This window comes from Ruegeria sp. BHSA163, assembly GCF_059613365.1.
In genome coordinates this window covers 1-24,329 of the sequence record NZ_JBXWSJ010000024.1, presented here as the reverse complement: position 1 = coordinate 24,329, position 24,329 = coordinate 1, and the positions used below count along the sequence as shown (strand labels likewise).

The window sequence follows — 24,329 nt, the reverse complement described above, 5'->3', positions numbered from 1 at the left end:
GCGAGGGAACAGCGCCCTTTATTCCACGATTTCGGCTGTCTCGACGACCGCATGGAACAGAACATCCGCTCCTGCCGCGGCCCAATCTTTGCTGATTTCCTCGGCTTCGTTATGGCTTAGCCCATCAACACATGGGCACATGACCATTGCGGTAGGAGCCACGCGATTGATCCAACAAGCATCGTGGCCAGCACCAGAAATAATATCTGTGTGGGAATAGCCTAGCCGCTCGGACGCTCCACGAACCGCCGCAACGCAGTCTTCGTCGAATTTGACCGGATCGAATCCACCAACTTTCTCAAATTCGATCTCCAGCCCCATTTTATTTACTATTTCTTGTGCCGAAACCCGCAGGCGATTTTCCATGTCTTCAATGACTGATAATTCGGGCGAGCGAAAATCCACCGTAAATACGACTTTGCCCGGGATAACGTTTCGCGAGTTTGGGTAAACATCGATATGGCCCGCCGCACCAACAGCATGCGGTGCGTGCGACCACGCAATTTCATCCACCTTTTCCAAAATTCGGGCCATTGCCAAACCCGCATTTTTTCGCATCGGCATTGGTGTTGAACCGGTATGCGCGTCCTTGCCCGTCACGGTGATTTGCGTCCAGCTTAGTCCTTGCCCGTGCGTAACAACGCCAATGTCCTTTCCTTCGGCTTCAAGGATTGGTCCCTGTTCAATGTGTAGTTCAAAGAACGCATGCATCTTGCGCGCGCCCACTTCTTCGTCGCCGCGCCAACCAATGCGCTTCAGTTCATCGCCAAATTTCTTACCATCAGCATCTTCACGATCATAAGCCCAGTCCTGTGTATGCATTCCCGCAAATACGCCGGACGACAACATTGCAGGCGCATAACGCGTACCTTCTTCGTTAGTCCAGTTGGTGACGACAATCGGGTGCTTGGTCTTTATACCAAGATCATTGAGCGTTCGAACAATTTCCAAGCCGCCCAAAACACCAAGGACACCATCGTATTTTCCGCCGGTAGGCTGAGTATCCAGATGCGATCCCACATAGACTGGTAGCGCCTCAGGGTCACTGCCCTCTCGTCGCGCAAACATGTTGCCCATTTGGTCCAGCCCCATCGAACAGCCCGCGTCTTCGCACCAAGACTGAAACAACGCTCTTCCTTCTGCGTCCTCATCAGTCAAAGTTTGCCGGTTGTTTCCTCCCGCAACGCCTGGGCCGATCTTCGCCATCTCCATCAGGCTTTCCCAAAGCCTGTCGCCATTAATCCTGAGGTTCTGAGCCGGAGCTGACATGTTGTTTTCCCTGTTGCTTGCGATTTGGCTCGCTTTTAACGTCTTGATTTGACCATCTGGTCAAACTCACGCTATCACGGGTTCGACATCAGTCAAGAAATTGCATAGTGACGCAAGAGTTTTCGGCATATTTCTTGCTCGTCAGGTGAAAAAAGAGACGACCGGAGAACATGCCTAAAGACCGCGCCCCGACCCGCATTCAGAAAAAGAACCGCGCAGCGATTCTCGAGGCCGCGTTAAACGTGTTTTCAGCACATGGGTTTCGAGGCTCGACAGTTGATCAAATCGCATCCGAGGCAGGCCTGAGCAAACCGAACCTTTTGTACTATTTTCCCTCAAAAGAGGCGATTCATACGGCCCTGTTATCTGGTTTGCTTGAAACTTGGCTGGCGCCGCTAAACGACTTGGACGAAGAAGGAGATCCCCTGCAGGAAATCCTTTCCTATATTCATCGCAAGCTGCAGATGAGTCGCGAACTTCCCCGCGAAAGCCGCCTTTTCGCCAATGAACTGGTCCAAGGGGCACCACGAATTCACAACGCGCTTTCAAACGATCTAAAAGTACTGGTCGACAAAAAATCAGCGGTTTTATCCAAGTGGATGGATCAGGGAAAAATAGCTCGTGTTCATACCCATCACCTCATTTTTTCAATATGGGCACTAACCCAACACTACGCCGACTTCGACGTACAAGTGCGAGCGATTTTGGGGGAAGAAGACCCATTCGAAGGCGCAGAAAAGTTTATCGACACCCTATACCGTAAGTTGCTCACGCCATAGGCAGCGCAATGCCAATCTTACTTGCGCAGCACTCGGATATTTAGAGAACTTAAATTTGTCACGGTTGTAACGAAACCGCTGGGAATTTTTCTGCGATGTCTCCCCCTACTCGGCCGCTTTGACCATCGGGTTGTTCGGATGCGTCGTCCAATTCGCATAGCCTGGCTGCACTACGTCGCCGGTGCGCGGGTCGACCTCGCCTGCTGCCATCGGCACCATTGTGATACATCCTTCGACCGGACAAACGTCGACGCACAGGTTACAGGCCACACATTCTTCGTCTTTCACCTCGAACACCCGATCCGCGGATATCGAAATCGCCTGATGGCTGGTGTCTTCGCATGCGGCATAGCAACGGCCACACTTGATACACTGATCCTGATCAATCTTGGCTTTGGCAACATAGTTAAGGTTCAGGTATTGCCAATCGGTGACGTTCGGAACCGCTTGCCCAACAAAATCTGAAACCTGACTGTAGCCTTTCTTGTCCATCCACTCGGAAAGCCCAGCCGTAAGTTCGTCAATGATCTTAAAGCCGTATGTCATCGCTGCTGTGCAAACCTGAACGTTTCCGCAGCCCAATGATATGAATTCAGCCGCATCGCGCCATGTCGTAACACCGCCAATACCAGAAATCGGTAGACCACGAGTAGTTTCGTTGCGCGCTATTTCGGAGACCATAGACAAAGCAATCGGTTTCACCGCTGGTCCGCAATAACCCCCGTGACTGCCTTTGCCGTCAATCGATGGTTCAGGGCTAAAGGTGTCAAGGTCAACGCTGGTGATAGAGTTGATTGTGTTAATTAACGATACTGCGTCTGCGCCACCATTTTTAGCAGCTGCCGCGGGTTTTCGAATGTCCGTGATATTCGGCGTGAGTTTAACAATGACGGGACGGTCATAGTACTTCTTGCACCAGCGTGTGACCATCTCGATATATTCCGGAACTTGGCCAACGGCCGAACCCATGCCGCGCTCACTCATTCCGTGAGGACAACCAAAATTAAGTTCAATGCCGTCCGCTCCTGTTTCCGCGACGCGAGGAAGAATGGCTTTCCACGCTTCTTCCTCGCACGGAACCATAATCGAGGCGATGAGCGCGCGATCGGGGTAGTCTGCCTTGACCCGCGCCATTTCTTCCAAATTCACCTCAAGCGGACGGTCGGTGATCAGTTCAATGTTGTTTAAGCCGAGTAAACGGCGATCTGCGCCGTATATCGCTCCATAACGGGGGCCGTTAACATTTACGACCGGTGGCCCTTCTGAACCTAGCGTTTTCCATACAACGCCGCCCCATCCTGCCTCAAACGCCCGGCGAACGTTGTATTCCTTATCGGTCGGGGGCGCAGAGGCCAGCCAAAATGGGTTCGGACTGGAAATCCCCAGAAAATCTGTTGTCAGGTCTGCCATGGATCCTCCTCACCGGCTCAGCCAGTTTTCTTGAATATCATTTCCGTCGGGCGAATTCGCCCGGCCCTTAGATTTGCGAAATAGTTCTTGAACTTCTCGGGTGCGGTTTCACCCATCATCAGGTGGATGCCCATCGGGGCAGGCCCATCCTTCGCCGCCTTGGCGAATGCCTCTTCAAAAAAGGCCAAAGCAAATTCAGTACGGTCGTTCTCTGAAACCAGACTTAACCCCGAGTGTTCGGCCGATTTTTTGTAGAATTCCGGTTTGTCCACAAAAGACGTGTCCGGTTGCGTCGACCATGGCAAAGGAAAAGCCATAGGCTCGTCTACGTGTCCGCGCATAACGTCAAAAAGCGCAAAAGTGCCATCTTTAGCGAGTGCACGGGATACTTCCGAAAATATCCCCTGCTTGTCTTCAATATTCATTCCCACGTGCAACATAATCGCCAAGTCAAACCCGGCATCAGGTACAGGCATATCCAGCGCGCTGCCTTCTAGGAAACTGACCTTATCTGAAAGCCTTACAAGCTCGCTTAATGACTTTGCGGTTTCAACAAACTCGGGCGTCAAATCAAACCCGGTTACCTTCGCTCCAAACCGATCGGCAACGTAACGCGAGGTACCGCCTATGCCGCAGCCGATATCCAAAACTCTGGTTGCGGGCGTCAAAGAGAGTTGATTGAAAAGATGATCAGTCGCCGCGACGCCACCCGTGTGGAATTCGTCGCTGGCTTTCAAGTCAGCAGCAGTCGCAGAATCGGGATTTACTCCGCTGGCTTTCAACGCGTCGCGAACACGCGTGGTTAAAGCTCCGGTTGTGTAGTGACGTGCAACTGCGTCTTCTATGTCAGACATTGCAATTCCCCGATGACACTTATGCGGCCTTGGTGCCTGAACATATCACGAATTGAGCATTGCGTGGATGTCCAACGCGGCATCTCGCCCTTCGGCAACAGCGGTAACTGTTAAGTCGTCGCCTCCTGCAGCGCAGTCTCCGCCAGCCCAGACGCCCGGCATTGACGTACGTCCAGCGCCAGATACCGCTATCTTGTTGCCGTCCAGCGAAAGATCTTCAGGTGCGCCGTCTAGCGATTGGCCAATCGCTTTTAGAACCTGGTCCGCGGGAATCCGAATGGTTTCACCCGTACCTACTAATTGCCCATCCCGACTGGAAGTATATTCCAGTTCGATTTCGGCGGCGGCGCCGTTGCCGTGGATGGCAACAGGCTGAACATTAGCCATAATCCGGACGCCATGAGAGGCGGCCAAATCCTGTTCATAACGGCTCGCCCCCATTGCGTCGCGCCCACGCCGATATGCGATCGTTACATGCTCTGCTCCCAATAACTTGGATTTCACAGCAGCATCTACTGCGGTCATACCGCCACCAATAACAACAACATTTCTCCCGACCGGCAAATGCGCAAGATCAGCCGCCTGGCGAACATCCGAAATGAAGTCGACCGCGTGGCGAACGCCTTCTTTATCTGCACCAGAAGTACGAAGAGCGTTCACGCCAGTAAGACCAATGGACAAAAAAACCGCATCGTAGTTTTCAAGTAGCCCGTCCAGCGAGATTGTCTCGCCAAGCACAGAACCGGTTTCGATGGCAATTCCACCAATTTTCAATAGCCAGTCCACCTCGGCCTGAGCAAAGTTGTTTGTCGATTTGTAGGCCGCGATGCCGTATTCGTTCAAACCACCAGGTTTGGGCCGAGCCTCGTGTATCACCACATCGTGGCCAAACATCGCCAACCGATGTGCACAGGCAAGACCGGCCGGCCCTGCCCCGATCACTGCCACCGTCTTTCCTGTAGGTGTCGCGCGATCGAAAGGGTGTTTTCCTGTGACCATCACTTCGTCAGTTGCGTATCGCTGCAGACGTCCAATCTCGACCGGTTTACCTTCTGCTGCTTCGCGCACGCAGGCTTCTTCGCAGAGCGTTTCAGTGGGACACACGCGCGCGCACATTCCGCCGAGGATATTTTGCTCGAGGATCGTGCGCCCAGCGGATTGCGGCTGACCAGCCTGAATCTGGCGGATGAAAAGTGGAATGTCGATATCCGTCGGACAAGCTGTAACGCAAGGAGCGTCATAACAGAAATAGCATCTATCGGCCGCGACAGCCGCCTCATGCGGTGCAAGCGGCGGATGCAGATCTGAAAAATTCGAGGTCAGCTCATCGCTGGAAAGCCGCCCGGATACTATGCCGGGTGCCATCTGGCCCTGTGCCATCGCTCTACTCCCTGTAGATATGTTTGTTATGGACCTACATTGCCACAACCTCATTTTTTATCAAATGGTAAAATTTGCCAAATGGTCAAAAAAATGAAAATCTGGGCGCGACGACCCGAATTCGAAAGTAAAATGCCTGAAATTGCGGCGCTGGGGGCCTAGACCATGCCGCTCAAATGCCCTGACTTTATCCAAACACGCGCACCGACTTCGCCGGCAATGGCGCTGGATTGCGTCCCCGGCGGAAGTCTTAGCCAATCCCATTCTTGAAACTCTTCACCCTTTTCGGTGAACGAACCACTTAAAACAAAAACCTCGAGACCATTGCTTGAATTTAGTGGCATCGATTCTCCTGCAGACCAATCCTGAACCCGAACATCTTCGTATTCGTCTCGAAACAAGTTCACACTTCCCGCTCCGTTGATCGATCTGCGAACTTGGGTTCGGTCGTTCGGATCAAATTGATGCAGCTTGACCAAGATAGTCGCGCCTTCGCTGGCCGAAGGGGTGTGCGAAGACGTCGGCGGATTGCGCACATAGCTGCCAACCGGAAAATCCCCGGTTTCATCCTGAAAGACGCCATCAAGCACTAAATACTCTTCTCCACCGTCATGAGTGTGTGCTGCAAAGACGCTTCCGGGCGCAAAGCGTACGATCGTTGTGGCGCGTGCGACCTCTTCACCGATACGGTCCAGCATCTTACGTTCTACTCCCGCAGATGGGGACTTGACCCACTCAGTATCGTTGAAATGAACCGCTACACGTTTGCTGAAATCGGCATTGACCCTCATCGCTTCGCTCCTCGGTTGCAACTGAATTGTCAGATGGTTCAGCCGGATAAATTTTCAAACCTTCTGTCTCATCGGGTTTTGACGGCCCATCCCAGTTACTGTAAGCCCGAAAGAGCTGAGCCATAAACAGACCTACAACCAGAAAGCGAAAATATGCAGGCGAAGCGCCCGGAATTCAACGTTGTCGTTATCGGACAAAATAATCGCATTCAATTTGAAGCGGTACTGTTTGCTGCTTCGCTTCGACATTCGTCACCAAGATTTTCAGGACGCTTGATTGTAGCTGTTCCGCAGGAAGGACCCCTATGGAAAAACGATCCGAGTATTCAAAACCCGGATGTACTTAGGGCACTAGATCATTTTGGGGCAGAGATTTTGCCCTTCAACAACGAAGTTTTCGGTGAGAGTTATCCTCAAGGCAACAAGATTGAGGCATTACTGAGTTTACCGTCGGGTGAACCCTTCGTCTTCTTCGACAGCGACACACTGATAACCGGCGAATTGGCTGAGGTACCGTTTGACTTTGACCGCCCCAGCGCTTCGCGCAAAGTAGAAGGAACCTGGCCCAAGCCAACACTATATGGCCCGGATATAGGGGGTATATGGCGTGCATTGTACGATCGGTTTGGCTTGGATTTCGAAAGCTCCTTAGACACAAGCCAGCCGCAAGGCTATTGGCGGCGCTTTTTGTACTTCAATGCCGGTTATTTCTATTACAAATGCCCACGTCTGTTCGGTGAACGATTTCTGAACTTAGCACGGACGATTCGCGATGAAGACATTCCGGAATTGACCGGGCAGAAGCTGGATCCCTGGCTGGATCAGGCGGCATTGCCGCTTGTTATTCACTCCCTTGGTGGCAGCCGGGACAGTCTTCCCGATGGCCACCTGGATGGACCCGTCAGTTGCCACTACCGTTTATTCCCACTGCTGTACGCGCGTGAGAGCGATAATGTTATAGAAGTGCTCGAGAAAGCCAGCGCGCCGAACAAGGTCAAAAAAGTGCTCAAAACCTATGATCCAATTAAAAAACTGGTTTATCAGGGCAAGGGTAGAAAAATTCGCGAGATGTTTGATCGCGATAATCTGCCCCACCGCGAGCAAGTCATTCGCAAGACAATTAAGTCCAAGGGCTTATGGCAACGTTGAAGACAACGTTGTGTGCAAGTAGGCAATGTCCTAGAGATTTCAGCAACAAAGTTCCTAACAGGAGAATTCGATATGTCTGACGGCCCTCAATACGGCTTTGACACGCTGCAGATTCACGCAGGAGCCCGCCCCGACCCTGCAACCGGAGCGCGCCAGACGCCCATCTATCAGACAACAGCCTATGTTTTTCGCGATGCAGAACACGCGGCGGCACTGTTCAATCTTCAAGAAGTTGGCTTTATCTATTCTCGGCTGACTAACCCCACTGTCGCAGTTCTTCAGGAACGTATCGCCACGCTTGAAGGCGGCGTTGGCGCGGTTTGCTGTTCCTCGGGTCACGCAGCGCAGATCATGGCGTTGTTCCCTCTGATGGGACCAGGTTGCAACGTTGTCGCTTCGACGCGCCTGTACGGCGGCACGGTCACCCAATTCAGCCAGACGATCAAACGTTTTGGCTGGACCGCCAAATTCGTTGATACCGACGATTTGGATGCTGTTAAAGCTGCCATAGACGAAAACACCCGCGCGGTATTCTGCGAATCCATCGCCAACCCTGGTGGCTATGTCACTGATATCCGCGCAATGGCCGATATCGCGGACGAGGCAGGCATTCCACTGATTGTGGACAACACCTCTGCCACACCATTCCTTTGTCGCCCAATCGAGCACGGTGCAACGCTGGTCGTTCATTCAACAACGAAATACCTTACCGGAAACGGGACCGTAACGGGTGGCTGCATTGTGGATTCCGGGAAATTCGATTGGTCTGCGAATGACAAGTTCCCGTCGCTCAGCGAACCAGAGCAAGCTTATCATGGGTTGAAGTTTCACGAGACCTTTGGGCCTTTAGCATTCACATTTCACGGCATCGCAATCGGTCTGCGGGATTTGGGCATGACGATGAACCCTCAGGCTGCCCACTACACGCTGATGGGGATCGAAACCCTAAGCCTACGGATGGAACGGCACGTCGAAAACGCTCAGAAAATCGCGACCTGGTTGGAATCAGATGACCGGGTTGAATACGTCACCTATGCCGGACTGCCGTCATCTCCTTACTATGACCGAGTCAAAAAACATTATCGTCGCGGCGCGGGTGCGCTGTTCACCTTTGCGGTCAAAGGCGGTTATGACTCCTGTGTTAAATTGGTGAACGCGCTGGAAATATTTAGCCACGTGGCGAACTTGGGCGATGCGCGCTCGCTGATCATACACTCAGCTTCGACCACGCACCGCCAGCTCACTGCGGAACAGCAAGAAGCCGCCGGCGCTGGCCCAGGTGTGGTGCGTGTATCCATTGGAATCGAGGACGCGGACGATTTGATTGCCGATCTAGACCAAGCGCTGTCAAAAGCGTGCGCCTAAGGTGATGACCGAGCACGACAAAAACGAACTGGGCCAACCAGTTGGCAAACCGGTTACGGGTATTTTTCCGCGACCAACGCCGCCATATTCGCCAATGAAAGGTCGTTCATGTTCCGTCGTGCCGTTAGACATAAATCTTCATGCGCCCGGTCTCTATCGGGCGTTTGCACACGACACAAATGGGCGAAACTGGACCTACCTGCCATATGGCCCCTTCACGACGGAGATTGAGTTCACCGACTGGGCCAGTGCGAATTGCATGGATACGGATCCGATGTTTCACACGATTCTTGACGAAGGTGAAAACCCGGTTGGGATGGCATCCTACCTCAGAGTCCAACCATCGGCGGGAGTTATTGAAGTGGGCCACATACATTTTTCGCCATTGCTGCAACGCAAGCCCCAATCGACCGAAACAATGTACCTGATGATGCGACGGGTATTCGACGAGCTTGGCTATCGCAGGTACGAATGGAAATGCGATGCCCTCAATGCACCGTCACGGCGCGCAGCGGAGCGTCTGGGCTTCACTTTCGAGGGAATCTTTCGCCAGGCAACGCATTATAAAGGGCGCAATCGTGATACAGCTTGGTATTCGATTCTGGACATTGAATGGCCTCGAGTTCGGGCGGCCTTTGAGAATTGGCTGGCGCCCGACAATTTTGACAACTCGGGCCAGCAGTTGAAACCACTGATGGCCCGCGCCTGAAGCTGATCTATTCAGCGATCTCAAATTCCATTGTCACGTTCACCGAAACAGAGACTTCGCCACCCGCCACTGGAACGGTTGCTGCATCCATCATGCTCATCTCTCGCATTTGTGCAACGGGACGCAAACCCATGGCGTGATCGCTGATCGATACAACCGAGCCTAGCGTGACCCCGGCCGCCTGCGCTAGCTGATTGGCCTTGGCAGTTGCGTCTGACACGGCTTTGGCCCGCGCATCTGCCTCCATCGGTTTTGGTTCCTGGATGCTGAAGCTAAGCCCACCAAAGTCGTTTGCGCCATCTTTTATGACTGCGTCCATGATCTCGCCCAGGCCATCAAGATCGCGCACACGGATCACAACACGATTCGAGGCTGTAAAACCAGTTATCTCTGGGCGCTCCCCGCTTTGGCCGTTCCGTCCGCTCCAGACCGGGTTCAGGGACAAATCACGGGTCTGTATGTCGCGGGCCTCGAGCCCCATTTCTTCCAGCCGATTTAAAATCTGCGTTACTGCCGCAGAGGTCGCCGCCATAGCGTTCGCGGCCTGTTCATCTTGGTTTGTCACGCCCAAAGTAATCGTGGCCATATCTGGTGCAGCAAGCACCGTTCCAGTGCCGTTGACAATAATGCGACGTTCTTCGGCGTAAGCTGGCATTGCCGCCACCGCAGCGGTCAATGCAGTTAGAAAAGCAAGCGTCTTCAAGGTTATCCCTCCTGTTGACTTGGATAACAAATGGGAATTCGCGGCAGCACACGGCAAGGGGGAATAACGGCTTTTTCTTTCCCTCGGCAGGTTCCTGCTCTAATCTCATGCGGTGGACGCCAAAGCGTTTGCATTGAAACAGTCACTTATGGTTCATCCGGATTATGAAACCTGCCTTTGCGCTGTCTTTTTCGGAACACGGAATTTCATTGCATCACCAATCGGATGACGAATGGTATTGCATTGGAACAGTGCCGTTGGATTCGCCTGACTTAAGCCAAAGGATACAGGCGCTACGGGAACAAGGATTCGCGCTGGCCAATCATTTGGGGTGCACTTTGGTGCTCCCGACTGATCAAGTTCGCTTTCTTTCTGTGGAAACGGACGGATTGGGTTCCAAAGCTGCAGAGCAAAAGATACAAACGACCCTTGCCGATGCGACGCCATATGACTTGTCCGAGTTGTCCTATGCCACGATCGAAAATGGCGAAGTAACTCAGGTCGCCGCAGTCGCGCGTCAGACACTGAACGAAGCCTATGAATTCGCAGTATCCCGTGGCTTTGTCCCTGAGTCGTTTTGCGTGGGTACGGCTAGTGAAGATGCATTCACGGGTCAGGCCTTCAAATGGGGCCTCGAAATGCGCGGCTCGTCTGACTCTTCGTCCGTAGAAGACTCTTGGGAAACCGTCGACGGTGTAGGAACAGATGCGCCAATCTTGCAGGATGAGCAAACAGTCGATACTGAGATCTCGGACCCAAAATCAGAATTGCCAGTTGATGATGAAATTCAAAATCTAACGACGGACTTCACTCGGCAAGCCACGGAAATTTTGGTTGAGGAAGATTTTCAGTCGACTGTCGAAGACACCGCAGATTCTGAGTTGGAAACACCAGCCGAGGACGACAATGTAGCGGCTACCGCAGAGCAAGTTGACCCGTTTGCGGGAACCGCTCTTTGGGACGAGACTCAATCTGCAATCGAGGAAACCAACGAACCGGAACCAGAGTTGACGGGTGAAATAACCGCGTCGAAACCAACTCCAACGGCGACCGAATCGGCGATGGAATCTTCGCCGAAGGAAATTGCCCCACCATCATTCGATACCGCTGCGGAAACGGAATCGGATGTTCAGGTCGAAGACAATTCTGAAACGGTAAACTCTGGCATCGTTCACCAAGTTCAGGAGACTTCTTTTGAAGACAATGAACGAAAACCATTTGCGGGCCATGACGAAAAGTCATTCGACGCATTAGCTGAGGACGGCAAAGAAACCGCCAACTCTGACGTTCTTGAAACACTGCCGGACCAACCGGATGCGAAGGTCGAAAAAACACCAATTCATGCGATTGCCGAGCCGGCAAGTCCGGCGGCCTTTCGATCTGCGCCACAGCCTGTTGGCAAATCAACCTCGGGAAGTTGGAGTTTAAGACAGTTAGCGATTCCTGCAATTGCCGCGTTAGTTTGCGTCGGAATGGCCGTTGGCGCTTGGTCAATCCTTGGCCCGGACCCCTCACCCAAGGAAACAGACACAGCGCAACAGCAGCTTGATGTTCAAGAATTAGATCAGACGCCTGAAGCGACACCCGAAGTTGCCGCAATCGTTCCAGAAAAGAGCCAACCAAATATTGAAGCGGAACCTCTGGCCGTTGCGCCTGATCCAGCGCCAGAGTCGAATGGCGAAGGCGAACTGTCCGCGACGGATGCAGCAATTCTTGAAGCATTGAAAATCGAACCTGAAATTGTCGAAGATATTGCCACAGGATCGGAACCCCGAAAGCTGTTCAAGGACTTCACCGGTTCAACACCTGCGATGCCTTCACAGTTGGCGCGACCTGTTCTGGACGAATTGGGCGACGTCTATCTGTCATCCATTGATCGTTCGGACCTTTCTCAGGATGCCATTGCTCTGCCCTCAGTCAACGGCCTTGATACCGACAAAGTGGTTCCATCAATAGCGCAGCCCCCAGATGCCGAAGAATCTTACGAACTAGACGAACGGGGATTAGTCACCGCCAGTCCCGAGGGTACACTTAATCCCGACGGGATAATGATCTATTTGGGTCAACCTTCGTCTGTTCCACCGGAGACACCAGCCCGCCCCGAAGGTGAACCGGCGGTCGACGAGATCGATGAACGTCTGGCCGGCTTTAAGCCTAAACTTCGGCCCGACAACTTGGTGGATCAGTTTGAACGGTCGCAATTGGGGGGAAGGTCGCGTGAAGAACTAGCGGTAGTGCGCCCCAAGTTGCGCCCCGAGTCTTTGGAAGTCGAACCGGAAATAGACTATACTCCGACTGCCTTGGCTGTGGTGCGTGTGCCGCGACCCAAATTGCGACCTACAAGAACCGCGCCCCAGGTGGCCAGCTCCCCTAACGCAGGAACTGCGACTTTAGGCTCCACCGCTAATGTCGCTGCCACGGACGCGGTTTCTGCAGATGATGAAGCTGGCTCGTTCCAACCAAGAACAGTTTCCCCTAAAATTCCAACCACAGCCTCTGTCGCACGACAGGCAACGATTGATAATGCGATTAACTTACGCAAACTAAACTTGATCGGCGTATACGGCACACCTGCAAACCGTCGCGCGCTCGTCCGGCTACCCAGTGGTCGATACAAAAAACTAAAGGTTGGTGATCGGATAGATGGCGGCAAGGTTGTCGCCATCGGCGACAGCGAATTGCGCTATCAAAAGCGCGGTCAGAATGTGACTTTGAAGATGCCTCGAGGGTGATGAAACCGGGCACAACAATACCTTTGCGCCGGCCATGAAGCAAATCGGACACGACATGATCTTCGCGCACATCCTAAACAACGTCCAAGAAATCTCAGCACGCGTGTTCACCTGTCTTGCCTGAGAGATACAATCAGCGCTTGATTTTCACCAGGATCGAGCCGCATCGCGTCTTAGCTAAGTCAATTGGATTTCGGTATTATGTGCGTCGAGTTGATCTTGTCATTGCGGCTAGCTTCCAAACCTAACCAAATAACCAGGCTTTGACGTAAACCCGCGCGAGTGATCGAAGTCGCGCGGGATAAAGGTCACAGAGCTGTTTTCAGCCAGCAGGGCAACGCGACCCTGAACACATAAAGGTTTACCAGTGGCGAATAGGCTATAGCAGAAGTGACAGTTTTAAGCCGCTGAAATCTCGCCTGATTCTATTTGCTCGCGTTCTATGGACTCGAACAGAGCTTTGAAATTTCCCTCGCCAAATCCGTCATCGCCCTTGCGTTGAATGAACTCGAAAAAGATCGGGCCGATCACCGTTTTTGAGAAAATCTGCAACAGAATCTTTGTCTCGCCACCGTCCAAAACACCTTCTCCGTCAATTAGGATTCCGTGCTTCTTCATGCGGTCTTTGGGCTCATCGTGGCCCGCCACCCTGTCGAATGACATGTCGTAGTACGCCTCGTTCGGCCCGGGCATGAATTTCAGACCCTTTTCGGCAATCGCATCAGTCGAGCTGTAAATGTCGTCACTACCCACAGCGATGTGCTGAATACCTTCGCCATTGTACTTTTTTAGGTATGAAACGATCTGCCCGGTTTCGCCGCGATCCTCGTTGATCGGAATACGGATTCGCCCACAAGGAGACGTCAGCGCACGGCTATACAGGCCAGTAAACTTTCCCTGAATGTCAAAAAACCGGATCTCACGGAAATTGAACAAATCACCGTAGAACTTAAACCACTTGTCCATATTTCCTTTGAATACGTTGTGGGTCAAATGATCGAGGTAATAGAACCCATCACCACGCGGTTTAGACGGCTTCAACCACTCAAATTCTTTATTGTAAGGCGATGTTTCGTAATATTGATCGATGAAATAAATCAACGACCCTCCAATTCCCTTAATCGCCGGAACATCCATGGTTTTGTCGGCTTCATCATAGGGTTCGGCCCCCTTGGAGATGGCGTGCTCATACGCTTTTTTCGCATCAACAACGCGCCAGCCCATCGCCGGCGCACATGGGCCATGCTCTGAAACGAACTTGGCGGCAAAGCTTTCGGAGTCCGCATTCAGAATATAAGTCACGTCGCCCTGTTGCCATAACTCAACTTTGGGCCTTTCACGGTGATAACCTACGTATTCAAATCCCATCTTCGCAAACAAATCCCTCAGCTCTTGAGGGTTTGGGTGAGCGAATTCCACAAACTCAAAACCATCGGTTCCGGCAGGGTTTTCTTTACTGATGACAGATTTCGGGGCGTTGTGTGGGAAAGGGCCCATGGAGCGACTCCGTTTAAACAGGAAATTCTTTGCTGATTCAAAAATACTCCTTAATCGATGCTGTTTCTGCGCATAGTTTTCGTGTAAACTAAGATCACGCGCGTAAAACCCGCACCAATTGGTCGAATAACGGAGAATGTGCGCACATGCTGGATGCAACGGACACGCGCCTATTGTCGGCTTTGCAAAAGGATGCTCATCTGACAGCCCATCAACTCGGTGAGATGTTGAATCTGTCTGCCAGCCAAGCCGGTCGCCGTCGTCAAAGGCTTGAAGCAGAAGGTTTCATCACAGGATATTCCGCTAGGCTGGACCCGGTTAAGCTGGGCCTTCAAGTCCAAGGTTTTATTCAAGTTCATCTGGGAACGCATGGACCCGAGCAATCAGCTAGTTTTGCCCGCATGGTCAATTCTCGTCCTGAGATCAGCAGCGCCTGGACGATGACTGGCGAAGCGGATTACCTACTGCATGTGTATTGCGACGACCTGTCCGCTCTCAACAGCTTGCTTCACGAGGTGATACTGCCGCATCCTGCTGTTGCAAGGGTTCAAAGCCAGATTGTTATGGACCAACTCAAACGCGACGCGCCACTACCGACATGACGGATCGGAAAGGAAATAGATGAACGAATTCCTCTACCAGGCTTCGATCTATCTTGCAGCGGCCGTGATTGCGGTGCCCCTTTCAGCTCGGCTGGGGTTGGGATCGGTGTTGGGCTATTTGGCAGCCGGAATTGCGATTGGACCCATTCTCGGTTTAGTTGGGGCCGAAACGGAGAACCTGCAGCATGTCGCCGAGTTCGGCGTCGTTATGATGCTTTTCCTCATTGGTTTGGAGCTGGAACCTCGCGCTCTTTGGGACATGCGCGACAAATTGCTTGGGCTTGGTGGGCTTCAAGTCGGTCTTTCGACGATCGCAATCGCTGCGGTTGCGTTTTACGCGGGTCACCCATGGTCGGTTTCGCTGGCAGTTGGACTGACTCTGTCACTATCATCTACGGCTATCGTGTTACAAACCCTGTCAGAAAAGGGATTAATGCAAACGAATGGCGGGCGCGCGACATTCTCTGTACTGCTGACGCAAGACATCGCGGTGATCCCTATTCTTGCGTTTCTCCCGCTATTAGCGTTACCGGCAATTGCGCACATAAATAATGACGGATCAATTGACCGGGGTGGCGATGCGGCCCATGGGGCGGATGCGCACCACGCACTTTCGCTGGTAGACGGCCTGCCGGGTTGGGCAGTCACTTTGGTCACGATCGCGGCAATCGCCTTTGTCGTGCTCGCCGGAGTTTACTTAACTCGTCCGTTTTTCCGCTTTATCCACACTACCCGTTTGCGCGAAATGTATACAGCGCTTGCCCTTATGATTGTTGTCGGAATTTCTTTCCTGATGACTCTGGTCGGGCTATCCCCTGCGCTTGGAGCATTTCTGGCTGGTGTTGTTCTTGCTAGCTCCGAATTTCGGCACGAGATGGAGAGCGACCTTGAACCATTCAAGGGTCTTTTTCTTGGTTTATTTTTTATCACGGTCGGCGCGGGAATCGATTTGGGTTATTTCTTTAACGATCCGTTCGACCTGATTGGACTGGCGTTGTTGGTGATCCTTGCAAAAGGGATAATCTTGTTTGTCGTGGGCAAGGCCTTCAAACTGCGCGGACGGGACCACTGGCTGTTCACGCTGGGTCTTGCTCAGGCAGGCGAATTTGGTTTTGTCCTGCTCGCATTTTCGACTCAGCAGAATGTGATCCCGCCAAATTTGTCGCAAAAGCTGCTTATGATCATCGCGCTAACAATGCTGATTACACCGCTTTTGTTCATTCTTTATGACCAGATTACACGCTATACGACCGACGGCAGCCCCAAGGTGGAGCCTGACGAAATCGACGAAAAAGGTCCGGTGATTATTGCAGGCATCGGCCGTTTTGGCCAAATCGTTAACAGGCTTGTGCAAGCTAGCGGGTTCAAGACCGTTGTATTGGATCACGATATCGAAACTATTCAGCTCATGCGACGCTTTGGCGTTAAAGGCTTTTTAGGTGACCCCACTCGCCCCGAGCTATTGCGGGCTGCCGGAATCGAAAAGGCATCCGTACTGGTTGCCGCAATGGATGACCGCAAGCAAGTCACACGTCTCGTCGGGTATGCGCGGCGCCAGCGCCCCGATCTGCACATAATAGCCCGGGCTCGCGACCGCACACATGTCTATGAATTGTACCAGGCCGGCGCGAATGACATCGTTCGTGAGATGTTTGATGGTTCACTCCGCGCGGGTCGCTACGTGTTGGAAAATGTAGGCCTCAGCGAATACGAGGCGGCCCAAGCAGAACAGACGTTTTACCACCACGACCGCACTTCGGTACGCGAACTGGCTGAACTTTGGATACCCGGGATGCCGACAGCTGATAACAAAAAATATATTGACCGGGCCCAAGAGCTTGAAAAAGACCTTGAAACCGCGCTGTTGGAATTAGCTGAAGAGCACACGAGAGAGTCTGCCTGACCCAAGCGACGAGGCGTGGGTCAAACCAGGATATCAGCCGTCTGATACGCCTGCCTCGGCAAAAGTTGCCATTCCCGAGTGACAGGCAACGGCACATTTCAGAATATTGATTGCCAGCGCACCGCCGGAACCCTCACCTAGCCTCAGACCAAGGCTCAATAATGGGTCCTTTCCAAGTCTTTCAAGTAACTTTTTGTGCGCACCTTCTGCACTCTGATGACCGGCGACAGTATGATCCAAAGCCGAAGGAGAAATCTGAGCAAGACAGGCCGCGGCCGCGGTACAGATAAACCCATCTAGAGCCACCGGAATTCGCAAAACACGCGCCGCAGCTATCGCCCCTGCCATAGCAGCGATCTCTCGCCCTCCGAGACACCGAAGGATATCCAGCCCATCTACAGCCATATTGTGCAGAGCCACGCCCTCAGCTACGACCCGGGTTTTGTTAGCAAGTCCCGCATCGTCGACCCCAGTACCTCGCCCAGTCCAGTCCGCTGCTTCACCGCCATAAAGCGCGTGCGCGATGGCAGCTGCTGGCGTCGTATTTCCAATCCCCATTTCGCCAACGACCAGTAGGTCGGACTGCGGATCGACTGCTTCCCAACCTGTGCGCAATGCCGCTAAAAATTCGTCCTCGCTCATTGCCGGACCCTGTGTGAAATCTTTGGTCGGTCGATCCAGTTCCAGTGCGTGAACGTCCATCTTGGCACCTGCTGCTTTGGCCAACTGATTGATTGCGGCGCCACCGTGCTCGAAGTTCATGACCATCTGAACGGTCACTTCTGGTGGAAATGCCGAAACACCCTGTGCCGTTACCCCGTGATTACCGGCAAAGACGATAACCTGAGGCGAAGAAATTTGTGGCGCGGCATCACCTCGCCAACTGGCGTACCAGATTGCTAAATCCTCTAGCCGCCCCAATGCTCCGGGTGGTTTGGTCAATTGTCCGTTTCGGTCTTGTGCGGCTTTGCTCGCGTCAGTATCCGCTCCGGGTGCACGGATCAGAGTATCGCGCAAGCTGTTCAGGTTGTTGAGTTCAGGCAGCATTCAAAGCCTCGTTGCATCAGAGTCGTCATGCGTGTTTAACCAATGCTGGCAAAGCAACAAGACCCGGAAAGGCCCGGCAGTGCACAAAAACGACACCTCTGCAATTTCTGCGTGGGATATTGCTCTGACTTTGGTCCTATTGACGCGCTTGCCTGTCCCAAAATTGCAGGATCAACTTTTTGCTAGGCAAGCCAAGGCTGTATGGGCGTTTCCGCTGGCGGGGCTGATAGTGGGAGCGTTGGCCTGCGCAGTGGGATGGGTCGCTTTGCAGATTGGCCTGTCACCGTTGATAAGTGCCACGCTCTGTGTAGCGGCAATGATCACCGTCACCGGCGCGATGCATGAAGATGGGTTAGCCGATACGATCGACGGGCTTTGGGGTGGCTACACGGTCGATCGGCGTCTCGAAATCATGAAGGACAGTCACATTGGCACCTACGGGGTCCTAGGTCTGATTTTTTCGCAGCTTTTGAGGGTTCTCGCGATTGGGATTTTGCTAGAAGCGGATTGGTTGAGTGGTGTGCTGGTCGCAAGCCTGTTCTCTAGGGCTATGATGCCTTGTGTGATGAGAATTCTGCCAAATGCCCGTAAAACGGGCCTCAGCCGATCTGTCGGCAGCCCTCCATCTTCCAGCGTTTTGATTGGTCTCGGGATTGCCCTGACGTTTTCCCTACTCACTTTGGGAAGCAGTGCAACTATTCCAATGCTTTGTGCGGTTGGAACGTCAGCAGTCGTGGCCGCTACTGCCAAGGCACGTATCAAAGGTCAAACTGGGGACATTTTGGGCGCGGTTCAATCTGTGTCCGAAATCGCCATATTGTTAGCGCTGGCCGCGATGATCTAGGCCGCGCCACCCGTTTTAATCCGAACGGTTTCACCGCAGTGCTTGCAGTGAACGGCGTCAGGGTCATGCCGGTACAGGCCGCAGCTGGGGCACTTATGCCGCACCTTCTGCGGCATGAAAATTGCTTGCGCCAGCCTCACGAACAAGGCCACACCGACCACCATTATGAAAACGGAAAACAGCTTACCTGCGGGGGTCGATAGCGTGACGTCTCCAAACCCCGTGGTCGTCAGGGTCGCCATCGTAAAATACAGCGCATCGATATACGGCGTTTGACTTGTATCAGGGATAAAAAACACGAGCACAGCGGTTGAGGTCGCAAAGACAAAGACCATAAGGTTGACAGCCGCAATAACTGCATCCTCGTGCGTGCGGAAAAAAGTGCTATCCCGACGCAAGTCTCGCAAAAGCTGGTAAGAGTGAATCAAGCGAAGGGCGCGAAGAATACGCAAAAATGCGAGGTTTCCGGTTAGGAACGGATCCAGCATCAGCGAAACAATTACAATCAAATCCGCCAACGTGTAGATTTTTGTCATGAGCTTCCAGCGGTCTTTGGCTATCCAAAGACGGGCAAGGAAATCCAGAAGAATGACGATACCAATAATCCGGCTTGCAGTGGTCAGACCAAGGCCATGTGGAACATCTGCAGTCGATACAAAAAAGACGATCGAGGCTAAATCAAAAACGATCAGGAAATAACGAAACCAGACGGAAACCGGTCCTCTTCCGATATACAGCGCTTTGATCGTCTTTTTCATTCGGTCCAAAATCCCGTCTCTTTGACGAAAAGCTAACCATAAAGCGTTGACAGACCAAGCGACTGAAAACAAAAAAGCCGCCCTGAAACAGGACGGCTATTTTTTTAAGTGGTTTGAATCAGGCCGCGCGGGACATAAGAACTTCGTCTACTTGCTTGGCCGCAGACATCTCATCCGCGCCAGATACCGCCGCGACTTCACGCGTTAGCCGCTCTAATGCAGCTTCATATAGCTGACGTTCAGAGTAACTTTGCTCACGCTGATCATCGGTGCGATGTAGGTCACGAACCACCTCGGCAATCGAGATCAGGTCGCCCGAATTGATCTTTTGTTCGTATTCCTGAGCCCGGCGTGACCACATGGCCCTTTTAACTTTGGCTTTGCCTTTCAAAGTTTTCATTGCCTGACTAATCACATCCGGCGAGCTGAGCGAACGAAGACCCGACTCTGTCACTTTGTTTGTCGGCACACGAAGCGTCATCTTATCTTTCTCAAAAGAGATAACAAACAACTCGAGCGTAAAGCCGGCGACATCTTGTTCTTCGATCGAAATGATCTGACCCACGCCATGGGCGGGGTAGACAACATAGTCATTCGGACGGAACTCAAGTTTTTTTGACTTAGACATGCGCGTTTTTCCTTGTTTGCGATCGGGACACAAACCAAAAAATAGCCACAGTCGGGGCGCGATTAGGCCCCGGCAAACGGCTATTGTTTCACTGATTCAGAACTCCAAAGCGAGCATACTTTCGGAGCACATCCCAATCTCTGTCATCATTTGATCAGATTATATCACAAAAATGCGACACCCAAAAGACCAATAGCCAGCGGCGCCGATTTTTCGCTTATAAAGCAGATTGGTAACTTGGCTTTAGGTTAAACTTCGCTGCCGCATACTGGCGAATCAGTCAGCCGCCTTCACCCGGTGCTTCGGAGAAATATTTCTCCATCTTACCCTCTTCGCCGTCGCGCTCTTCCGCATCGGGCAACGGGTCTTTCTTTGTAACGATGACCGGCCATTGTTCCGAAAATTTCCGATTGAACTCGACCCACTGCTCCATCCCCGGCTCAGTGTCAGGGCGGATCGCGTCGGCGGGGCATTCCGGTTCGCAGACGCCACAATCGATGCACTCGTCCGGGTGAATAACTAATGCGTTCTCGCCTTCGTAAAAACAGTCCACCGGGCAAACCTCGACACAGTCGGTGTATTTACAGGCTATGCAGTTTTCAGTGACGACGTATGTCATGGCTGGAATTCCCGTTTGCGGTTTGGGCGACTAGCTAATTCAGTCTGCCGTTGTCTTCAAGATATGATCAACCTTACAGACGTCGAGAAAGATCAATCACCCGCCGTTCCTTCTTGGTTGGACGACCTTTTCCTTCAAACCTCGGATTTTTGAGCTTCTTGTCCTGTTTTTCAGTTAGATCGGAGTACAGTGTTTGCGCCTCAGGGGCCGGACCCCGCCTTTCGCCCAGCGCCTCAATACGCACAACACGAACCATACTACTTTGTGAAAATGTCAAAACGTCGCCGGGTGCAACAGCAAAAGCCGGCTTTACAACCTTATTTCCATTGACCCGAACCTGGCCGCCGCTGACCTGTTTGGCAGCCAAGCTACGAGTTTTGAAAAACCGCGCTTGCCACAGCCATTTATCAATCCGCAGTTTGGCCACATGCTCGGCCATCGGTAGCTAGTTACCGTCTTTCAAACCCATCAGCGCTGCTGCAAAGGGGTTATCCGGATCAATAGCCTTTTCCTTTTTTGGTGGTCGGGAGGAGAAAGTTTTAGCGCCTTGGGGCTTACCACCCTTCTTGCCTTGAGGTTTGCCTCGGCCTTCCTGCGGTTTGCCGCGCGATTTTCCTTTGCCCTGCCCCTGCCGCTGATCACGGCGAGGAGCACGGTTGTTCGCTTGGCGTTGACGACCCCAAGTGAACGTAAAGAAAACTTCGACATCGGGTTCGTCCGTTGCGGGTTCCGTTGCCTGCTTGGTATCCGTCATTTCCGTTGAAGCTTCAGTGCTCTCAATGGTTTCGGATGGCGTTTCGTCAGGCTCGATGGGTTCCTGCGAAACTGACTCGGGCGAAGGCACTTCTTCGACACCTAGATCCTCTGGTGTTGCAGACGCAGAAACCTCAACTTCGACTGGCCTGATCTTTTCGCGTTCGCCACGTTCTGCTTTGTAACCAAGGCCCTGCATCAAATCAGCGAACTGTTCCAGAGTCATTCCAGTGATTGACAGCATGTCTGGCTTTGCTTCGAACCCACCACGGCTGTCCTCAGAGCGCAGCATATCCGCCAAACGCTCCAGCATGTCGATGCGGATAGAACGATCCCCTGCATTTCTGTAACCGCACATAGTTGCGTAACCTTCGGGCGCGTCCTTCGCGACCGGAACAGTCACCAGACCTGGTGGAGGTGCTTCTGGGAACTCTTGCAGCCCGCTAGACAGCGCCCAAAGAACCAGACGCAGGCGTGTTGGCGCAGGTTTTAGCAGCAAAGGCATGAAAATTGTGAACTGCCCAAAGCGGATACCGTGCTTGCGTAGCGCCCCCCTCGCGTCTTGATCCAGATCTTTGACTTCTTGTGCGACACCCGCGCGAGGCAAAACGCCCATCGCTTCTACAATGCGAAAGGCGAAACCTTTGGCTAGGCCAGTCAACTCTTCGTCACGTGACAGGTTCAAAAGCGGTTCGAAAAGCGCCGCTACTTTTCGGTCGATAAAGTGCTGCAAACGTCGCTGAACTTTCTGCTGAACATCCGGTCCGGCGGCCTCATCTACAAATACTTCAACGATTGGTTTTAGTGGCTCGGCACCTGCAACCAATTTGCCAACGGCATATTCGCCCCACATCAGGCCGCCCTGATCAGTAAAATCAATCTCGGTATCGGGTGCATTGTAGAAGCGATCAGCACGTAAATGGAATTGCGGCGCCAGAGCTTGCAAAGAGGCTGATTTCAGTGCTTTCGCCTCGGTTCCTTGAGCGCTTTTGTCCGGAATAAACCGGAAGCCTTCCAAACGACCTACGAATTCGCCTTCGACGGTCACTTCACCGTTGTCATTTACTTCGGCCAAAAGGGCCTCCTTCTGCTTGAGCCGGCGCAACAAAACAGAAGTGCGCCGGTCCACAAATCTCTGAGTCAAACGATCATGGAGAGCGTCCGACAGCCTGTCTTCTACAGTGCGCGTTTCCTCGCGCCAATGCGATTCGTCACGCACCCAACCGTTTCGTTGCGCAACATATGTCCAGGTGCGAATATATGCCAACCTTTTGGATAAAGCATCAATGTCACCACCCGGTTGATCAATACGTCGAACCTGCCGGGCCAGAAAGTCATCCGGAATACTGCCGCGTTCGTGCAAATGGCTATAGATAACTTCAAGCAGGCTGGCATGTTCCGCATGGCTGATGCCCCGAAAGTCGGGGATTCGGCACACGTCCCACAACAATTTGACTGATGCTCCATCACTTGCCCGGGCCAACACCTCAGTGACCTGCGACAGCGACTTAAGCACATTCAGATCGTCGGCGGGTCGCGCTTTGGTCAGGTGCTCGCCACTTGGATTGACTTCCAGCGAGTCTATCAGCGAACCGACTGAGCCAAAACGCAAAGCTGCGTTCCGCCAGTTCAACTTTTTCATCGGTGTAAAACGGCTGTCCATGATCGCCTGCGCGACACCGTCTTCCAGCGCAGGTGCCTCTCCTGTCACACCAAACGTTCCATCGGACATTCCACGTCCAGCGCGGCCAGCAATCTGTGCAAGCTCATTCGGGGCCAAAGGTCGCATGCGTTGACCGTCAAATTTGGTCAAAGATGAGAACGCCACATGGTTCACATCCAGATTCAAGCCCATTCCAATAGCGTCGGTCGCTACCAAGTAATCAACTTCGCCGTTCTGATAGAGTTCAACCTGTGCGTTTCGCGTACGGGGGCTGAGCGCACCCATAACAACAGCAGCTCCGCCCTTTTGGCGACGCAACAATTCCGCGATGGCATAGACGTTTTCCACTGAGAACCCGACAATCGCGCTGCGCGGAGGTAACCGACTGATTTTCTTTGACCCGGAATAGACAAGTTGCGACATCCGCTCGCGCCGAACAAATTGCGCCTCTGGCACCAATGACGCTATTGGGCCGCGCATCGTGTCAGACCCTAGGAAAAGCGTCTCGTTCGTACCCCGAGACCTCAGTAGGCGGTCGGTAAAAACATGACCGCGTTCCGGGTCAGCGCAAAGCTGAATTTCGTCGATTGCCACAAAATCCGCACCCATCCCCTCCGGCATAGCTTCAACAGTGCAGACCCAATATTGCGCACGCGGTGGTACAATACGTTCTTCTCCGGTGACTAAAGCCACGACAGAGGGACCGCGAACGGCGACAATCTTATCGTAAATTTCGCGTGCAAGCAGACGCAAAGGCAGACCAATCACACCGGTCCGGTGCCCCAGCATACGTTCGATCGCATAATGAGTTTTGCCTGTGTTCGTCGGGCCAAGAACTGCCACGATTCGGGATGACCCGCTCACCTTTGCCCCC

General features: G+C 52.8%; 21 protein-coding genes. 8 read left to right on the top strand and 13 right to left on the bottom strand.

Annotated elements, in window-relative coordinates; genetic code table 11:
* Positions 1-18: 18 nt before the first annotated feature.
* Positions 19-1,269: a Zn-dependent hydrolase gene (locus AC2FNV_RS12650; protein ID WP_170608268.1), complete on the bottom strand. Its 1,251-nt coding sequence runs from the start codon at positions 1,267-1,269 to the stop codon at positions 19-21.
* Positions 1,270-1,439: 170 nt separating this feature from the next.
* On the opposite strand from AC2FNV_RS12650, the gene AC2FNV_RS12645 reads away from it, so the two are divergent.
* Positions 1,440-2,048: a TetR family transcriptional regulator C-terminal domain-containing protein gene (locus AC2FNV_RS12645; RefSeq protein ID WP_170608270.1), complete on the top strand. Its 609-nt coding sequence runs from the start codon at positions 1,440-1,442 to the stop codon at positions 2,046-2,048.
* Between the two features lie 105 nt (positions 2,049-2,153).
* On the opposite strand, the gene preA is transcribed toward AC2FNV_RS12645, so the two are convergent.
* The 4 genes from preA to AC2FNV_RS12625 all read right to left on the bottom strand — a co-directional run bounded on the left by preA (position 2,154) and on the right by AC2FNV_RS12625 (position 6,483).
* Complete coding sequence (gene preA / locus AC2FNV_RS12640; RefSeq protein ID WP_170608272.1) at positions 2,154-3,458, bottom strand: NAD-dependent dihydropyrimidine dehydrogenase subunit PreA; 1,305 nt, start codon at positions 3,456-3,458, stop codon at positions 2,154-2,156.
* Between the two features lie 17 nt (positions 3,459-3,475).
* Complete coding sequence (locus AC2FNV_RS12635) at positions 3,476-4,312, bottom strand: class I SAM-dependent methyltransferase (protein WP_170608274.1); 837 nt, start codon at positions 4,310-4,312, stop codon at positions 3,476-3,478.
* A gap of 45 nt (positions 4,313-4,357) precedes the next feature.
* Positions 4,358-5,692, bottom strand: a complete 1,335-nt coding sequence (locus AC2FNV_RS12630; protein ID WP_170475577.1) for an NAD(P)-dependent oxidoreductase — start codon at positions 5,690-5,692, stop codon at positions 4,358-4,360.
* A gap of 158 nt (positions 5,693-5,850) precedes the next feature.
* Positions 5,851-6,483: a cupin domain-containing protein gene (locus AC2FNV_RS12625; protein ID WP_170608276.1), complete on the bottom strand. Its 633-nt coding sequence runs from the start codon at positions 6,481-6,483 to the stop codon at positions 5,851-5,853.
* 153 nt (positions 6,484-6,636) lie between these two features.
* Here AC2FNV_RS12625 and AC2FNV_RS12620 point away from each other — a divergent pair, with 153 nt between their 5' ends.
* From AC2FNV_RS12620 to AC2FNV_RS12610, 3 genes are all read left to right on the top strand, one after another.
* Positions 6,637-7,632, top strand: coding sequence for a GT-B fold glycosyltransferase domain-containing protein (locus AC2FNV_RS12620; protein WP_170608278.1), 996 nt, complete (start codon positions 6,637-6,639; stop codon positions 7,630-7,632).
* Between the two features lie 72 nt (positions 7,633-7,704).
* Positions 7,705-8,997 carry an O-acetylhomoserine aminocarboxypropyltransferase/cysteine synthase family protein gene (locus tag AC2FNV_RS12615; RefSeq protein WP_170475582.1) on the top strand — a complete coding sequence of 431 codons (1,293 nt, stop codon included), beginning with the start codon at positions 7,705-7,707 and terminating at the stop codon, positions 8,995-8,997.
* Between the two features lie 4 nt (positions 8,998-9,001).
* The gene (locus AC2FNV_RS12610; RefSeq protein WP_170475584.1) at positions 9,002-9,706 is read left to right on the top strand and encodes a GNAT family N-acetyltransferase; all 705 of its coding nucleotides are present in this window, start codon (positions 9,002-9,004) and stop codon (positions 9,704-9,706) included.
* A gap of 7 nt (positions 9,707-9,713) precedes the next feature.
* Here AC2FNV_RS12610 and AC2FNV_RS12605 read toward each other — a convergent pair whose 3' ends face one another.
* Positions 9,714-10,409, bottom strand: coding sequence for an SIMPL domain-containing protein (locus AC2FNV_RS12605; protein ID WP_170475586.1), 696 nt, complete (start codon positions 10,407-10,409; stop codon positions 9,714-9,716).
* Between the two features lie 164 nt (positions 10,410-10,573).
* Here AC2FNV_RS12605 and AC2FNV_RS12600 point away from each other — a divergent pair, with 164 nt between their 5' ends.
* Positions 10,574-13,141 carry a hypothetical protein gene (locus tag AC2FNV_RS12600; RefSeq protein ID WP_170608283.1) on the top strand — a complete coding sequence of 856 codons (2,568 nt, stop codon included), beginning with the start codon at positions 10,574-10,576 and terminating at the stop codon, positions 13,139-13,141.
* Between the two features lie 399 nt (positions 13,142-13,540).
* On the opposite strand, the gene hppD is transcribed toward AC2FNV_RS12600, so the two are convergent.
* Positions 13,541-14,638 carry a 4-hydroxyphenylpyruvate dioxygenase gene (gene hppD, locus AC2FNV_RS12595; protein WP_170475590.1) on the bottom strand — a complete coding sequence of 366 codons (1,098 nt, stop codon included), beginning with the start codon at positions 14,636-14,638 and terminating at the stop codon, positions 13,541-13,543.
* A gap of 146 nt (positions 14,639-14,784) precedes the next feature.
* On the opposite strand from hppD, the gene AC2FNV_RS12590 reads away from it, so the two are divergent.
* Positions 14,785-15,240, top strand: coding sequence for an Lrp/AsnC family transcriptional regulator (locus AC2FNV_RS12590; RefSeq protein ID WP_170608285.1), 456 nt, complete (start codon positions 14,785-14,787; stop codon positions 15,238-15,240).
* 19 nt (positions 15,241-15,259) lie between these two features.
* The gene (locus AC2FNV_RS12585) at positions 15,260-17,143 is read left to right on the top strand and encodes a cation:proton antiporter domain-containing protein (RefSeq protein WP_496773458.1); all 1,884 of its coding nucleotides are present in this window, start codon (positions 15,260-15,262) and stop codon (positions 17,141-17,143) included.
* Between the two features lie 33 nt (positions 17,144-17,176).
* Here the strand turns inward: AC2FNV_RS12585 and cobT are convergent, their stop codons facing one another.
* Entirely contained in the window at positions 17,177-18,190 is a 1,014-nt protein-coding gene (gene cobT, locus AC2FNV_RS12580; protein WP_170608287.1) for a nicotinate-nucleotide--dimethylbenzimidazole phosphoribosyltransferase, read from the bottom strand.
* A gap of 79 nt (positions 18,191-18,269) precedes the next feature.
* Between cobT and cobS the strand changes: the two genes are divergently transcribed.
* Positions 18,270-19,034 carry an adenosylcobinamide-GDP ribazoletransferase gene (gene cobS / locus AC2FNV_RS12575; protein ID WP_170608289.1) on the top strand — a complete coding sequence of 255 codons (765 nt, stop codon included), beginning with the start codon at positions 18,270-18,272 and terminating at the stop codon, positions 19,032-19,034.
* On the opposite strand, the gene AC2FNV_RS12570 is transcribed toward cobS, so the two are convergent.
* The 5 genes from AC2FNV_RS12570 to AC2FNV_RS12550 all read right to left on the bottom strand — a co-directional run bounded on the left by AC2FNV_RS12570 (position 19,031) and on the right by AC2FNV_RS12550 (position 24,319).
* Positions 19,031-19,792, bottom strand: a complete 762-nt coding sequence (locus tag AC2FNV_RS12570; protein ID WP_170608291.1) for a potassium channel family protein — start codon at positions 19,790-19,792, stop codon at positions 19,031-19,033. The genes cobS and AC2FNV_RS12570 overlap by 4 nt on opposite strands.
* A 118-nt stretch (positions 19,793-19,910) precedes the next feature.
* The gene (locus tag AC2FNV_RS12565) at positions 19,911-20,420 is read right to left on the bottom strand and encodes a CarD family transcriptional regulator (protein ID WP_170475602.1); all 510 of its coding nucleotides are present in this window, start codon (positions 20,418-20,420) and stop codon (positions 19,911-19,913) included.
* A 280-nt stretch (positions 20,421-20,700) separates the two neighbouring features.
* Positions 20,701-21,039 (bottom strand): ferredoxin FdxA, encoded by a 339-nt coding sequence (fdxA, locus tag AC2FNV_RS12560; RefSeq protein WP_170608293.1) that lies wholly within the window; start codon positions 21,037-21,039, stop codon positions 20,701-20,703.
* A gap of 73 nt (positions 21,040-21,112) precedes the next feature.
* Positions 21,113-21,478 carry an RNA-binding S4 domain-containing protein gene (locus tag AC2FNV_RS12555; protein WP_170608295.1) on the bottom strand — a complete coding sequence of 122 codons (366 nt, stop codon included), beginning with the start codon at positions 21,476-21,478 and terminating at the stop codon, positions 21,113-21,115.
* A 6-nt stretch (positions 21,479-21,484) separates the two neighbouring features.
* The gene (locus AC2FNV_RS12550) at positions 21,485-24,319 is read right to left on the bottom strand and encodes a helicase-related protein (RefSeq protein WP_496773484.1); all 2,835 of its coding nucleotides are present in this window, start codon (positions 24,317-24,319) and stop codon (positions 21,485-21,487) included.
* Between the last annotated feature and the right edge of the window lie 10 nt (positions 24,320-24,329).